The 14,226-nt window shown below is 39.5% G+C and carries 14 protein-coding genes; all 14 read right to left on the bottom strand.

Going from position 1 to position 14,226, the window contains the following annotated elements; translation table 11 throughout:
- Positions 1 to 94: 94 nt before the first annotated feature.
- The 14 genes from J2S11_RS03445 to ymfI all read right to left on the bottom strand — a co-directional run bounded on the left by J2S11_RS03445 (position 95) and on the right by ymfI (position 14,193).
- Complete coding sequence (locus tag J2S11_RS03445) at positions 95 to 1,051, bottom strand: dipeptidase (RefSeq protein ID WP_307390953.1); 957 nt, start codon at positions 1,049 to 1,051, stop codon at positions 95 to 97.
- Between the two features lie 154 nt (positions 1,052 to 1,205).
- Positions 1,206 to 1,466, bottom strand: a complete 261-nt coding sequence (spoVS, locus tag J2S11_RS03440; RefSeq protein WP_202077239.1) for a stage V sporulation protein SpoVS — start codon at positions 1,464 to 1,466, stop codon at positions 1,206 to 1,208.
- 112 nt (positions 1,467 to 1,578) lie between these two features.
- Positions 1,579 to 2,376: a TIGR00282 family metallophosphoesterase gene (locus J2S11_RS03435; protein ID WP_307390948.1), complete on the bottom strand. Its 798-nt coding sequence runs from the start codon at positions 2,374 to 2,376 to the stop codon at positions 1,579 to 1,581.
- Positions 2,377 to 2,687: 311 nt separating this feature from the next.
- Positions 2,688 to 4,235 carry a ribonuclease Y gene (rny, locus tag J2S11_RS03430; protein ID WP_472924663.1) on the bottom strand — a complete coding sequence of 516 codons (1,548 nt, stop codon included), beginning with the start codon at positions 4,233 to 4,235 and terminating at the stop codon, positions 2,688 to 2,690.
- A 227-nt stretch (positions 4,236 to 4,462) separates the two neighbouring features.
- The gene (locus tag J2S11_RS03425; RefSeq protein WP_307390944.1) at positions 4,463 to 5,128 is read right to left on the bottom strand and encodes a RecX family transcriptional regulator; all 666 of its coding nucleotides are present in this window, start codon (positions 5,126 to 5,128) and stop codon (positions 4,463 to 4,465) included.
- A gap of 289 nt (positions 5,129 to 5,417) precedes the next feature.
- The gene (gene recA / locus J2S11_RS03420; RefSeq protein WP_307390941.1) at positions 5,418 to 6,470 is read right to left on the bottom strand and encodes a recombinase RecA; all 1,053 of its coding nucleotides are present in this window, start codon (positions 6,468 to 6,470) and stop codon (positions 5,418 to 5,420) included.
- 203 nt (positions 6,471 to 6,673) lie between these two features.
- Positions 6,674 to 8,293: a DEAD/DEAH box helicase gene (locus tag J2S11_RS03415; protein ID WP_307390938.1), complete on the bottom strand. Its 1,620-nt coding sequence runs from the start codon at positions 8,291 to 8,293 to the stop codon at positions 6,674 to 6,676.
- A 114-nt stretch (positions 8,294 to 8,407) separates the two neighbouring features.
- Positions 8,408 to 9,649, bottom strand: coding sequence for a competence/damage-inducible protein A (locus tag J2S11_RS03410; RefSeq protein WP_307390935.1), 1,242 nt, complete (start codon positions 9,647 to 9,649; stop codon positions 8,408 to 8,410).
- A 63-nt stretch (positions 9,650 to 9,712) separates the two neighbouring features.
- A complete protein-coding gene (gene pgsA, locus J2S11_RS03405) occupies positions 9,713 to 10,303 on the bottom strand; it encodes a CDP-diacylglycerol--glycerol-3-phosphate 3-phosphatidyltransferase (RefSeq protein WP_307390932.1) in 591 nt (196 codons plus the stop codon).
- Positions 10,304 to 10,475: 172 nt separating this feature from the next.
- Positions 10,476 to 10,967 carry a YajQ family cyclic di-GMP-binding protein gene (locus J2S11_RS03400; protein ID WP_307390929.1) on the bottom strand — a complete coding sequence of 164 codons (492 nt, stop codon included), beginning with the start codon at positions 10,965 to 10,967 and terminating at the stop codon, positions 10,476 to 10,478.
- Between the two features lie 160 nt (positions 10,968 to 11,127).
- Positions 11,128 to 12,042: a helix-turn-helix domain-containing protein gene (locus J2S11_RS03395; RefSeq protein WP_307390927.1), complete on the bottom strand. Its 915-nt coding sequence runs from the start codon at positions 12,040 to 12,042 to the stop codon at positions 11,128 to 11,130.
- Positions 12,043 to 12,056: 14 nt separating this feature from the next.
- Positions 12,057 to 12,854, bottom strand: coding sequence for a DUF3388 domain-containing protein (locus tag J2S11_RS03390; RefSeq protein ID WP_307390924.1), 798 nt, complete (start codon positions 12,852 to 12,854; stop codon positions 12,057 to 12,059).
- Between the two features lie 250 nt (positions 12,855 to 13,104).
- Complete coding sequence (locus J2S11_RS03385; protein WP_307390921.1) at positions 13,105 to 13,362, bottom strand: DUF3243 domain-containing protein; 258 nt, start codon at positions 13,360 to 13,362, stop codon at positions 13,105 to 13,107.
- A 99-nt stretch (positions 13,363 to 13,461) separates the two neighbouring features.
- Entirely contained in the window at positions 13,462 to 14,193 is a 732-nt protein-coding gene (gene ymfI, locus J2S11_RS03380) for an elongation factor P 5-aminopentanone reductase (RefSeq protein ID WP_307390918.1), read from the bottom strand.
- Between the last annotated feature and the right edge of the window lie 33 nt (positions 14,194 to 14,226).

Here is a 14,226-nt window from a genome sequence, read left to right as displayed (position 1 = left end):
TAAACTTTTACAATTGTAGTCCTAATATGGTGAAAAAGCAACCCCTATCGTCGATTTTCGACATATTTTTACACCGACTTTTTTACACCATCATTTAGACTTCGTTCCATAGTCGCTTATAATAGTTTTTCCAATTATCCATGAGAAGCTTCTGTACAATCGAAGCTGAGTAATGCTGCAGTAGAATGTTAGCAAAATCAGCCATCTTTGAGGCATTCTCTAGACCATGGATGGTTTTACTAATCCCATCAAAGTCTGAGCCAAAGCCAATATAATCTTCTCCACCAAGGGTAAGCATATAGTCTACCTGCTTTAATACATCCTTGACGCTAACGTCAGTACCAGTTTCGTTATAAAATTGAGGGACAAAGTTAATCCCAATCAAACCTTTCTGAGCAAACATTGCCTCGATCTGCTTATCATACAAATTTCTTGGATGATTAAACAAAGCACGGGCATTACAATGAGAAGCACTAAGAGGTTGCTTGGAATATTCTATGCAATCCCAAAATCCTTGCTCAGATAAGTGGGAGATATCTATGGAAATCTTAAACTCATTCATTTCTCGTAGCAATTCAAGCCCAAAAGTAGATAGTCCTGCTGGATTTCTTTCTAAAACTCCATCTGCTGCTTCATTTCTAAAATTCCACGTTAACCCAACACTTCTTAAACCAAGCTGATAATACGTTCTAAGATACATCAAATCACCCTGTAGAGCGTCAGCTCCTTCAAGAGATAATAGAATATAGAGGGTATCATCATTTTCGTTAATGAAGTCTAACTGAGAGGCAGAGGTGAGAAGTTCAACCTTATGAGTAGACGATAAAACTTCTGTATGCAGAATATCAATCATTTCTAGAGCGATATAATGTCTTTGCTCCTTAGGCACATCTGGAGGAACATAAACAGCCATCGTTTGCACCTTAACTCCGCCTTCTTTAAGCCTAGCAAATGAAGCTTGTAAGGAATCACCATTCTGATAAAACAGCTTTCGATCTCTTAGCTTCCACATTTTATATAAAACATCACAATGTCCATCAAAAATGTCCATTTACTCTTCACCCTTCCCGTCAGCCGAGAATGTAAACATTCTCCTTATAAAAGTATCCTATAACAAGGGTATCATACATTAAGTTGACAAGGTAGCTGTAAAAACAGAAAACCTGTCTGCGTTTAAGCAAACAGGTTCCTATATGAATGTTGATTTAGCGTGGTTCCACAATCAATTTTATTGCCGTTCTTTCCTCACCCTCAATGAGGATATCGGTGAAGGCAGGGATACAAATGAGGTCAACACCACTGGGTGCTACAAATCCTCTTGCAATAGCTACAGCTTTTACAGCTTGATTGAGCGCACCCGCTCCAATCGCTTGGATTTCAGCAGCGCCACGCTCCCGCAGCACTCCCGCAAGTGCACCAGCTACAGAGTTAGGATTGGACTTTGCTGAAACTTTTAATACCTCCATGAATTTGAACCTCCTTGATTTATGATTGTTACCACTCTAACTATATTCGCTAGATGGAAATAAAATTCCTCCTAATAAACAAAAAGATTCGCAAAATTCAACATATTATAGGCTATTCATAAAAAGGGTGGTTCTCATCTATTCGAATCCTTTGTATTTTTTTGGCTGTCCCTATCTGGGGATCAGTGGAAATCAGAACCGCATTAAGCTGAGCTGAGCCTTCAGTAGCTACTTCGAACCTTGAAGGTAATGCTGTTAAAAAGCGATAGAGTACCGCTTCCCTCTCCATCCCCAGGATACCGTTACGTGGTCCTGTCATTCCAACATCAGTCAGATAAGCCGTTCCATTAGGAAGGATCCGTTCATCGGCTGTTTGAACATGCGTATGTGTCCCAACCACTGCTGTAACTCTCCCGTCTAAATACCAACCCATCGCTTCCTTTTCACTTGTAGCTTCGGCATGGAAGTCTACAAATATAAGATTGGCTTCCTTTTGAATTTCCTCTAAAATTTGATCTGCCTTCTTAAAAGGACAATCAATTGGTGTAAGAAAGGTTCTACCTTGCAAATTAATGACAGCTACCTTATGTTGATTAATTTGTACAAGCGTATAACCTCTTCCTGGAGCACCTTCAGGAAAATTAGCTGGTCTAATGATGGGGGATGTGCCATCAAGGTAAGGACCGATATCCTTCTTGTCCCATGTATGATTTCCAAGTGTAATGACCTGAACCCCTTGTTCAAAAAATGATTTTGCAATCTTATCTGTTATTCCTTTACCTGCTGCTGCATTTTCACCATTTAATATAACGATTCCCGGTCTATATTTAGCTTTTAGCTTTGGAAGATACGTTTCAATCATCTCTCGACCTGGAGAACCTACCACATCTCCAATAAATAATATGTCCATTTCTTTCCTCCTGTCTATCTCTATTTTAGCATAGTTTGCCCTAATATAAGAAAAGCTTCTATCGAAGCCTTTCGAAGAAGTTGTCTAGTCCATCATTAGAGGAAGCTTTCACACAAAGTGCAGCAAGTGACGCTAAGCAACTAAAGTTGCAAGTCGTCCTATGTCTTGCCGTCAGAAAGTATAAAATTTGAAGAAAACATGGTATCAAATTTATACTTTCTTATCTGTAAAAAAAAGGCGCTCCTTAGAGCACCTTTGCTTTCAAACATATCGGTAAAATTCAACTTTACTTATAAAAGTGTAAATTCCCCTTATTTTGCATACTCAACCGCTCTTGTTTCCCTAATCACCGTTACCTTGATATGACCTGGGTAATCAAGCTCAGCTTCAATTTTTTTCGTGATATCACGAGCTAGACGATATGATTCAGCATCATCAATTAAATCAGGTTTAACCATAATCCGAATTTCTCGACCAGCTTGAATAGCGAATGATTTCTCAACACCATCAAAGGATTCTGAGATTTCTTCTAACTTCTCAAGTCGTTTAATATACGTTTCAAGTGTCTCTCTTCTTGCTCCCGGTCTAGCTGCCGATAGAGCATCAGCTGCTCCAACTAACAAGGAGATAACAGATGTAGCTTCAAAATCACCGTGGTGTGAAGCAATACTATTAATCACAATCGGATGCTCCTTATACTTCTTCGCAAGCTCAATACCAATTTCAACATGGCTTCCTTCCACTTCATGATCAATAGCTTTACCAATATCATGAAGAAGACCAGCTCGCTTAGCTAAAGTTACATCCTCACCCAGTTCAGCAGCCATCAAGCCCGCTAAGTAGGCTACTTCCATAGAATGCTTTAATACATTCTGACCATAACTCGTTCTAAACTTCAAACGACCTAAAATCTTAATTAAATCAGGATGTAAGCCATGTACACCCGTTTCAAATGTAGCTTGTTCTCCAAACTCTCGAATTCTTTCATCGACTTCTCTTCTAGACTTCTCCACCATTTCTTCAATTCTAGCTGGGTGAATACGTCCATCAGCTACAAGCTTTTCTAAAGCTGTTTTAGCAATTTCACGTCGAATAGGATCAAAGCCTGAAAGAATAACAGCCTCAGGAGTATCATCAATGATCAAGTCGATTCCTGTCAGAGTTTCGAGTGCTCTAATGTTTCGACCTTCTCTTCCGATAATCCGCCCCTTCATTTCATCGTTTGGTAGAGCGACTACAGAAACTGTACTTTCTGCCACATGATCTGCAGCACAGCGCTGAATCGCTAAAGAAATAATCTCACGGGCCTTCTTATCCGCTTCTTCCTTAGCCCTTAATTCATAATCCTTTATCATTAACGCTGTTTCATGGCGAACTTCTGCTTCTACACTAGACAAAATTGTCTGTTTTGCTTCTTCCGTTGTAAGGTTTGAAATACGCTCTAATTCATCTTGTTGAGCTTTATACAACTCCTCTACTTTGCTTTCAATCTCTTCAATATGTCGTTGTTTTTGGTTAAGGGATTCATCTTTGCTTTCCAGAGACTCCATTTTTCGATCAAGAGTTTCTTCCTTTGAAATCAAACGCTTCTCTTGTCGTTGAATTTCGTTCCTTCTATCGCGAATTTCTCGCTCTGCTTCAGTACGGAGTCTATGCACCTCTTCTTTCGCTTCAAGAAGCGTTTCCTTGCGTAACGCTTCGACGTCTTTTCTTGCTTGATCTCGAATTTGAGCAGCGGCTTCTTCCGCACTTGAAATTTTAGCTTCCGCTATAGATTTACGGACAAAGTATCCAACACCTGCAGCGACAGTTGCAAGAGCTAGCAAAATGAGGATGAAAGGAAGTAGTGGTAGTACAATCTCGTTCACTCTCTTCACCTCCTCTTGCTATAATGTTGGGTAAATAGGTTCGTTTCTGCCTAACTCATTTGTAAATAAGTCTTTCTTCAAACCATTTGTTCAGTTGACGTACATATACAACATTGACGTATCATATACGAACATAAAGTCAAGCCATATGAACAATTTAAGCTTTCAATATTAAGATAAACGTACTCCTTAATTGTAAAGGTTGTCCTATAACGCTGTCAAGACTCTTCCAGTCTTTGTATAACAGGCTGAATAACCTCAAAGGAAAAACCTCTTCTCTGCAAATACATCATGAGTTTATGCTTCTGTTCTCTTTTTTCAGTGTATCTTTTCTTCACCTGATCCCACTTTTTTTCAGCAAGCCTCATACAGGCGTCAACTTGCTCCTCATATTCAAGCTGTCCTAACGCTTCGGCTATATCCCTAGAGGAGATTCCTTTTTGCCTTAGCTCTTCTTTTAATACGAGTGGTCCTTTCAGCTTCAGCTGTATACGCTCAGAAACCCAGCGTAAAGCAAAGTCCAAATCGTTGATATATCCTTCCGTCTCAAGCTTATCCAAAATCTGCTCTACAATCCCAGCTTCAACATCCTTTCTCAATAGAGAATCTTTGATTTCTTTCCTTGTTCTTGGACGATAGCTTAGATAGTGATAAGCAGCTCTTTCAGCCTTCTTATACTGCTCTTCTGCTGTAATCACATCTAGTTCACTGGCTGTAATCTCTTTCCCTTTTTGTAATCTCTGAGAAATGAGAATGTCTTCATGTACGGCAAAAGCATAGTCTCCGTCTATGTAGATGTTATAGCGTTGTTTATTCTTTTTTTGGACTTCAATTTTAGAAATGGTTCCTGTTTGTTTAGGGTTATGCTCCTGCTCCATACACATGCGTCCGTGCTTCTCCTTCCTTACGCCCTTGACTCTTAATTTGTCCAGAGCTATATATTGTTACCTTCTATCCCGATTTCTTGCTCTAATCTGTGCTCACTAACTGTAAGAAAAGCTTCTATCGAAGCCTTCTCGAGGAAGTCGTCTAATCCATCATTAGAGGAAGCTTTTACATGCAGCCAGAATTTATAAAATTTGAAGAAATCATTGTATCAAATTTTATAAATTCTTAGACTGTAAAAAATCCCGCTTAATATTAAGCGGGATAGTAGCTAAGTATAAGTATATCCTATTCCAAATCTAAAACCAATTCATCTGGGTCCTGCCCTGTCTCAGCTGGAGCTGTTCCAGACTGATTTAAATCATAGTGCTCTCTAATCCTATTCTCAATCGTTAAGCAAACTTCAGGATTTTCTTTAAGGAACTGCTTTGCATTTTCACGACCTTGGCCTAAGCGCTGGTCGTTATACGCATACCACGCTCCGCTTTTTTGTACAATATCCAACTCTGAACCGATATCGATAATGCTACCCTCACGAGAAATCCCTTCACCGTATACAATGTCTACCTCAGCTTGCTTAAACGGAGGAGCCACCTTGTTCTTTACAACTTTAATTTTTGTTTTATTTCCTATCATATCATTGCCTTGTTTAATAGTTTCTGCACGGCGTACCTCTAAGCGAACACTAGCGTAGAACTTTAGGGCACGTCCACCTGGAGTTGTTTCAGGATTCCCGAACATCACGCCAACCTTTTCACGGATTTGGTTGATGAATACAGCAATCGTTTTGGATTTATTAATAGCACCTGAAAGCTTACGTAGTGCCTGTGACATTAGCCTTGCTTGAAGACCAACGTGGGAGTCACCCATTTCTCCCTCAATCTCTGCCTTAGGGACAAGAGCAGCTACTGAGTCAATAATAATGATATCAACAGCACCACTTCGCACAAGAGCCTCTGCAATCTCTAGCGCTTGCTCTCCTGTATCAGGTTGAGATAATAGAAGCTCATCAATGTTAACTCCTAGCTTTCTAGCATAGACCGGGTCAAGAGCATGCTCAGCATCTATAAAAGCAGCCTGTCCTCCGTTACGTTGAACCTCTGCAATAGCATGTAAAGCAACAGTCGTTTTACCTGAGGATTCAGGTCCATAGATTTCCACAACACGACCTCGTGGATATCCACCTACCCCTAAAGCAATATCCAGCGCTAAAGCTCCACTAGACATTGTAGGGACTTGAAGGTTATCAATTTGCTCTCCCATTTTCATAATAGAGCCTTTTCCAAATTGTTTTTCGATTTGACGTAACGCCATATCTAACGCAGCACGACGATCTGACATGTGACAACTCTCCTTAAATTAAGATTCTTTTTATTTTTTACAGCTATTTTTAACAGCATTTCTGCTTGAAGCTACACACTATATCCACTTATCTCTTAAACATCATGTTGCTAAAAAGAATAAGAGTACGTTCAAGCACTTCGCTTTAACATACTCTTATCATACTCTTTTTTTTATCGTTTGCCAATAGATTTTACGAACATTTATTCTCTTTTTTTCGAAGCCGGTGTATATTCCCGTCTTTCTCTTGGAGGCCTAGGCTTCGCAGGCTCCATTTTCACTCGTGCCCCATGAATTCTGGAATGCTTTAATGCTTCATAGACAAATGGAGCTACATCCTCAGGAATCTCAATAAAGGTAAACTTCTCAAAGATATCAATCCGACCAATTAACTTTCCAGAGATTCCGACTAAGTCTGAGATTTCTTCAGCAAGGCTCTTTGGATTCATGTTAATATTGCGACCAACATTCATAAAGAAACGAACCATACCTTTAGAGGCTCCCGTTTCACCGAAGTCATACACATCCTCATCACTTGCCGGAAGGTGCTGACTAAAGACCATAGACATTAAAGCCTTAGCAATTTGACGTGGCTCATGCTCATCTGTCAATTCATCTAGCATTTGCTCGAACAAATCATAATGTTCATTATTCTGAAGCTGCTCAACAATCTGGCGCTTCCAATTTTCCTGCTGTTTTCCGGTAATCTCTTCAAGGCTAGGTAAATCTCTAGGCTGCAAAGGATGATTAATCTTGTTTTCAATTGAACGCAAATGTGTCATCTCTCTTGGAGTAACCAGTGTAATCGCTAAACCTTTACGACCTGCACGTCCTGTTCTCCCAATCCGATGAACGTAGCTTTCCGGATCCTGAGGAATATCATAGTTAATAACGTGAGAGACATTTTCAACATCTATTCCTCTAGCTGCTACATCTGTAGCAATTAAGAACTCAATCGTTGAATCTCTAAACGCCTTCATCACTTTATCCCGCTGTGCTTGGGAAAGATCTCCATGTAAACCATCTGTTAAATAGCCTCGAGCTTGCAAGTGCTCAGATAGTTCATCAACACCACGCTTTGTCCGACAGAAAATAATCCCTAAATCAATTTCCTGACTATCTAATACACGGCAAAGGCTTTCTAGTTTATTCCGTTCTAAAACCTTATAGTAAAACTGATCAATTAATGGAGCAACAACTTCATTATGGCTAATAGAAACATACTTCGGCTCTTGCATATAACGATGTGATAGCTTTTTAATTTCTGGAGGCATTGTTGCAGAGAATAATAATGTTTGTCTCTCACGATTGACCTGCTTCAATATCATTTCGATATCATCAATGAAGCCCATGTCTAGCATTTCATCCGCTTCATCTAGGACAAGCATTTTGACATCACTTAAATCAAGTGTCCGTCTACGGATATGATCTAAAACACGTCCAGGTGTTCCAATGACCACGTGCACTCCCTGCTTTAACGCCCTGATTTGGTGGCCAATGGATTGTCCTCCATAGATAGGCAGTGTACGCGTTCTTTTATATTTAGCAATTTTCTTAAGCTCACCAGATACTTGAATAGCAAGCTCCCTAGTTGGAGTAAGGATTAACGCCTGTACTTTAGAAGAGTGAGTCGTTTTTTCAATTACGGGAATACCAAATGCTGCTGTTTTTCCTGTCCCTGTTTGCGCTTGGCCAACAACATCTCCTCCTTCTAAAATAGCAGGAATACATGTTTCCTGAATTGGAGATGGCTCTTCAAAGCCCATATCATTAATCGCTTTAATAACCTGCTGCTGTAAGTTGAAATCTGTAAAATTAGACATATATTCTGTTCCACCTTCTATCTTTCTTTTCCTGTATCAACGCCACGTATCTTCAAGGGCGTTTCTTCCTCAAGACCTTCTTTATTAAGGGAAATGACCGACATAAATCCATTACTACTGTTCGCTATCTAGTTCACGAATAAGGGTGTACAACGCTTGTTTGGCTGCACGAATCTGAATAGAGTCCCTTTGTCCTCCCAAACGTAGCTCTTTTACAAAGGTACGATCTGGCAAAGCAAAGCCTACAAAAACTAGGCCAATTGGCTTATCTTCCTGTGTCGTAGGTCCCGCTACTCCAGTAATAGAAATCCCAACATCAGAATGATAAAGCTTGCGGATTTCCTGAGCCATAATGGAAGCTGTCTTCTCGCTCACCGCTCCCTCTTTATCTAAAACGATCTGCGGAACATTTAACTGACGATTCTTAATCTCATTTGAATAACATACCACTGAGCCTTGAAAAACCTTAGAGGCTCCCTCAGCTCGAGTAATAAAGGAACTTAGTAAGCCTCCCGTACAGCTTTCGGCAAAGGCAACAGTGTATCCTTTAACCTGAAGCTTGTTCACAGCCACCTGCTCCAGGGATTCCTCATTCCAGCCATATAAAAATGGTCCCACTCTTGACTGAATTTCAGCTACAAGCTCCTCCATTTCTTGTTCGGCCTCTGACACACTCTTTGCATAACTGGTTAAACGCAGAGTTACTTCCCCATCTTTAGCTAAAGGAGCTATTGTTGGGCTAGTTTGCTGGTCAATTAGATCTAATAACTCCGTTTCCAGTGCAGACTCACCTATTCCACAAAAGCGCATAACCTTCGAATGTACTACTTTTTTCTCCGGGAGAAAAGTACTAAGATAAGGTATCCCAAAATGGATAAACATAGGTCTTAGTTCCTTAGGAGGTCCAGGTAAAAGCATATACAACGTCTCATCCTCCTGGAAAGCCATCCCTGGAGCAAGTCCTGTTTCATTGTGCAAAACATGAGAGCCCTCTAAAACAATCGCCTGACGTTTGTTATTTTCAGTCATGGTGACATTTCGTTCAGAGAAAAATTGAGTAATGGAGTTCATGGCTGCTTCATCCAAAACAAGCTTCCGGTTGACAAACTCTGCTAACGTTTCCTTCGTTAAATCATCCTTCGTAGGACCAAGACCACCGGTAAAAATGAGTAGGCTAGATCTCTCAGCGGATATCTCGATTTGTTTTTTCAAACGTTCCGGGTTGTCCCCTACTACGCTATGATAATACACAGGGATTCCCAAAGCGGCTAGCTGCTCAGATAAAAACTGAGCATTTGTGTTGACTATCTGTCCTAATAGTAGCTCCGTGCCTATTGCAATAATTTCGGCTCTCATCATCATCACCCTCTGAAAAAAGCAGAAAGAAGAAAGTTCCTTTCTGCTTTAAGACTATACAGATTATTTATGCACAGATGTTTTGAATTGAATAACATTTTTGTTTTTAATAAAATAATCTACACCTGAAATCATCGTAATCAGAACAGCTATCCACATCGCAAACGAATCAAAAGGAATATTGATTAATCCAAAAGGAAAATTATTCAGCATAACGGCACATATCGCAACAATTTGAATAATTGTTTTAAGCTTTCCCATGTTACTTGCCGCAATAACCTGCCCATCTGCAGCAGCAACCAACCGTAAACCAGTAACAGCAAATTCTCGGCTAATAATCAGAATAGCCATCCATGCTGCTACACTTCCAAGCTCTACCAAGGAAATTAAAGCTGCCGTAATTAACAGCTTATCTGCTAAGGGGTCTAAAAATTTCCCAAGGTTTGTAACCATATTTCTTTTTCTAGCGATATACCCATCTAGACCATCAGTACTAGCTGCTAAAATAAAGATGAGTGTAGCCAAGATTTCAGAGTATGTAAGAGTAACATCAGCAAACGTAAACTGCCCCCAATCAAACCTCACTAACAAAAAAAACATGATAATTGGGACTAAAAAAATCCGTGCCAAAGTTATTCTGTTTGCTAAATTCATTCAACGTTCCTCCAATAGTAAGCTCGCGACACTACTCTTTTCAGTATAATATATCAGCGCTAGCAGTGTCAAAAATGAGCTTTTTCCGTTTCAAAAAAATAGACCCTTTAGCTTGTCAATCTCCATGTAATTCATGGCCATTAACATTTAAAAGGGTCGATAAGCTATTGGTTTATCTATAGTTCACGAATTGAACAGGAATATCTAGATCCGATTCTCGAATCATTTGCATAACCTGCTGCAAGTCATCTCTATTTTTTCCACTCACTCTTAACTGTTCACCCTGTATTTGCACCTGTACCTTTATTTTAGATTCTTTAACAAGCTTGGTGATTTTCTTCGCCCGATCCTGATCAATTCCTTGTACTAGGTCAATTTGCTGTCTTGCCATACCCCCTGAAGCAGGTTCAACCTTCCCATAATGTAATGCTTTTATGGATACCTGTCTTTTAATCAATTTGGATTGTAAAATGTCGACTACACTGTTAATTTTATATTCGTCCTCAGATGTAATGGTGAGCTTTTGCTCATCTCTTTTCAGCTCACTCTTACTGCCCTTAAAATCATAACGATTTTCAATTTCTTTTTTCGTTTGCTGAATAGCATTATCCACCTCTTGTAGATTGATCTCAGAAACGATATCAAACGAATTATCCTTTGCCATATTCTTCTCAGCTCCCTTTAGTTCTTTGTTTAAAGTATTCTTTATCAAATCTATGTACAGATTAGGCAGAGAACCTCTACCTAATCATGATATTCTTCTCTATCCATTTAACCCTCCATGATTCTCAATAATTATCTTGAGTAGTTAAAATCCTCTGGTGTTATTCATCTGTTGAAGAGGAAACAAACTCAATGATAAGGTTAATTGAAGTTCCCCTATTCGGGATATCTGACAAATCTACGACCTCTCCGTTAATTAATAACTCAACAGAAGCCGTGTTTCCAAAACGAAAATCTACTACATTATACTCAGATAAATCCCATGTTTCTTCCTGCTGATTAGCTACAGTAAAGTTCGTTGCAATTTTTTCTCCACTTTCATCATCTGTTATTTCCATCCATATATTCCCATTGACCGCTCTTACCGTTACGTTCATTTCATCCGCATTCTCATAGCGATAAGTCGATGTTCTATTTTCCGTCCCTACATACGTCCATTCAGGCTCTAGCTCTTCCACTTCATCTATTTCATCTGGACCATCATCTGAAGAGCCATTTCCATTATTATCTCCATTCCCACCGTTACCTCCTAAGCCTGGTGGAGGAGTATTTTCACCTACGTTACCATCAATACCAGGACCAGCCGTATTTGGATCCTGAGTTTGATTCGGATCATCACCAAAAATATTTAAATTTACGAGCACTAAATACACAACAAAAAACACCATTATAGCAAAAGCATAGAAAAGTATCCTAGATGTCCATTTTCCGACGATCGGTGAACGTGTTTTAATATTTTTCGTCCTTCTTGATGGCACCGGTTCGATAGGTCCTGTGGGAATCTGAGGAACCTCCTTGGCATACTCCTGCAAAATTTCCTCGGGATTTAACCCAACGGCTTCAGCATAGCTTTTTATAAACGCACGGGCATAAAATTGCCCAGGTAAAATATTATATTCGCCCTGTTCAATCGCTTCGATATATCGTTTTCTAATTTTTGTTTCTTCCTGAAGCTTCTCCATAGAGATATCCTGCTCCAGCCGCTTTTGCTTCAATAGCTTTCCTAACTCAGACAACCCGTTCACCTCCGCTAATTCATATCAAAACTAGAAAAATTCCGATTCATCGCCTCGTATTCAATTTCCTCTTCAGGATTATTCCTTAACTCAATAATATAATCAAAATCATCAATGGTGAACTCTGTTTCTCGTACAAAAATATCGGGGTGCTCAATCACTTTCGTAGCAGGTAAACGCATAACATCACGAACTAAAATATGATGCTTTTCAGTAGATCGTAACGCAGATACAATTCCATCAATAATAAAAACATGATCAGGAGATAGCTCATCATCTGCCATTTGATTTCTTACAGTTTGTCTAAGTAATGTAGAAGATACAAACGACCAACGTTTGTTAGCACAAACACTTGAAGCAACAATGGATTCTGTTTTCCCTACGCGTGGCATGCCTCTTATACCGACTAATTGATGACCTTCCTTCTTAAAAATTTCTCCTAAAAAATCAACTAAAATACCCAATTCGTCCCGAACAAAGCGAAAGGTTTTCTTATCATCTTCATCACGTTCAATATATTTTCCGTGTCTAACTGCAAGTCGATCTCTTATGCGAGGGTGTCTTAGCTTAGTCACAGTAATATTGTTTACACGTTCAAGCAAGTTTTGCAAAAGCTCAATTCGATCATCATCATCGCTTTGCAGAAGCATCCCTCTGCGATCCACATCAACACCATTAATTGAATTAATGTTTATTTGTAGCATTCCTAGTAAAGAGGATATATCTCCAAGTAGTCCAGGGCGATTCTTATGTATTTGATATTCGAGATACCATTCCTTTTTCTGTGGATGATGATTTACATCTTTGGTCATAATCATCTTCCTTTCAAAATCATTTTCTAATGTAAAATAACGTCCAGCTTCCTAATTCTAAAGTGCTCTTACAATAATACCCTATCGACATTATTCTACACCACCATTTCACCCTCCTGCTATAATTTTTGAAAAAATTTTGTTTTAAAGATTGTTTTGAGGAAAAAACGCTCTTTCATTTTATGAAAGAGCGTTTGATCACTAATTGCTATCGATCATGTAGTCTTCACTTGCGCTACATTTCTACAGCTTAATGAGTACCTTCACTTTGAACAAGCTTTACCATTAGGTTTGCCACAACATGTCTTTCTTGCTCATTTCCGCGCTCCCAAAGCTCTTTTAGGAGTCTTTCCTCATCATTTTTAGGTTCAACCTGCTCCGCTAAATACGCTCCAATTTGATAAGCAATCTCGTTAATTGCATGGTCATCCATACCTTCATGCTCTCCTTGGTGCAGTCGATCGGCAAGAAAATCCTTCCATTGATCAAAATTATCTAATACAGACATTGGTCATCCTCCTCAATCTAGCATATAGTGGCGAATTCACATGGAATTCCTTCATGTATAATATGGTTCAATGAAGGAATTTTTATGCAACTGTTTTTCCTACATGTGCCAACCACCATTGATTTGAAGAGTTTGACCGGTAATATACGCACTTTTAGCATGGAGTAAAAAAGCTACACTATGAGCAACCTCGTCTGCAGTTCCAAAGCGGCCAATAGGAATCTGAGATGAAATCTCAATACGCTCTTCCTCACTTAACACATGATTCATGGACGTATCAATAGCTCCTGGTGCAACTGCGTTAACTGTAATTCCTGAAGGGCCAAGCTCTAAGGCTAGAGACTTCATTAGAGAAGTCATCCCTCCTTTTGCCATAGCGTACAAGGATTCGTTTGCCGCACCGGTTGCAGCCCAAATAGACGTGATAAAAATGATACGACCCCATTTACGAGAGAGTAAGGAAGGAAGCAGCTTCTGAGTCAAAATAAAAGGAGAGGTAACATGAAGCTGGATCATGCGTTCATAGTCCTCAGAGCTTACATCCTGAAATAAAGCATGGTGAGCTAAACCTGCGCTATGAACCAAAATACTTGGCTTTGGTGTTAATTGTTCGAGTAAATGATACGGGCCTGCTGAAGTACTTAAATCCGCCTGTAATATTTGTACATCAACATCGAATTTATCTATAATAGTGCGTTGTATCTCCAAAGCTTTCTCTCGATTCAAATTGTAATGGAGCTGTAAATGATAGCCGTCTGAAGCAAGCTGATAGGCTACAGCTTCCCCTATTCCCCCAGTTGCTCCGGTTACTAATACAGTATGTTCCCCCACCTTATTCTCCACCTACTTTAGACTTGTAAATCC

It is taken from the genome of Bacillus horti, assembly GCF_030813115.1.
Classification (GTDB): Bacteria; Bacillota; Bacilli; order Caldalkalibacillales; family JCM-10596; genus Bacillus_CH; species Bacillus_CH horti.
Note: the sequence above shows the minus strand (reverse complement) of the source record. Positions and strands in the feature narration are given on the sequence as shown.

Bases quoted from the DNA above. Each gene is read 5' to 3' on its own strand.
- J2S11_RS03445 (WP_307390953.1), bottom strand. From the start codon at position 1,051: ATGGACATTTTTGATGGACATTGTGATGTTTTATATAAAATGTGGAAG.
- spoVS (WP_202077239.1), bottom strand. From the start codon at position 1,466: ATGGAGGTATTAAAAGTTTCAGCAAAGTCCAATCCTAACTCTGTAGCT.
- J2S11_RS03435 (WP_307390948.1), bottom strand. From the start codon at position 2,376: ATGGACATATTATTTATTGGAGATGTGGTAGGTTCTCCAGGTCGAGAG.
- J2S11_RS03425 (WP_307390944.1), bottom strand. From the start codon at position 5,128: ATGTGTATGGAGCAGGAGCATAACCCTAAACAAACAGGAACCATTTCT.
- recA (WP_307390941.1), bottom strand. From the start codon at position 6,470: ATGTCAGATCGTCGTGCTGCGTTAGATATGGCGTTACGTCAAATCGAA.
- J2S11_RS03415 (WP_307390938.1), bottom strand. From the start codon at position 8,293: ATGTCTAATTTTACAGATTTCAACTTACAGCAGCAGGTTATTAAAGCG.
- J2S11_RS03410 (WP_307390935.1), bottom strand. From the start codon at position 9,649: ATGAGAGCCGAAATTATTGCAATAGGCACGGAGCTACTATTAGGACAG.
- pgsA (WP_307390932.1), bottom strand. From the start codon at position 10,303: ATGAATTTAGCAAACAGAATAACTTTGGCACGGATTTTTTTAGTCCCA.
- J2S11_RS03400 (WP_307390929.1), bottom strand. From the start codon at position 10,967: ATGGCAAAGGATAATTCGTTTGATATCGTTTCTGAGATCAATCTACAA.
- J2S11_RS03390 (WP_307390924.1), bottom strand. From the start codon at position 12,854: ATGACCAAAGATGTAAATCATCATCCACAGAAAAAGGAATGGTATCTC.
- J2S11_RS03385 (WP_307390921.1), bottom strand. From the start codon at position 13,362: ATGTCTGTATTAGATAATTTTGATCAATGGAAGGATTTTCTTGCCGAT.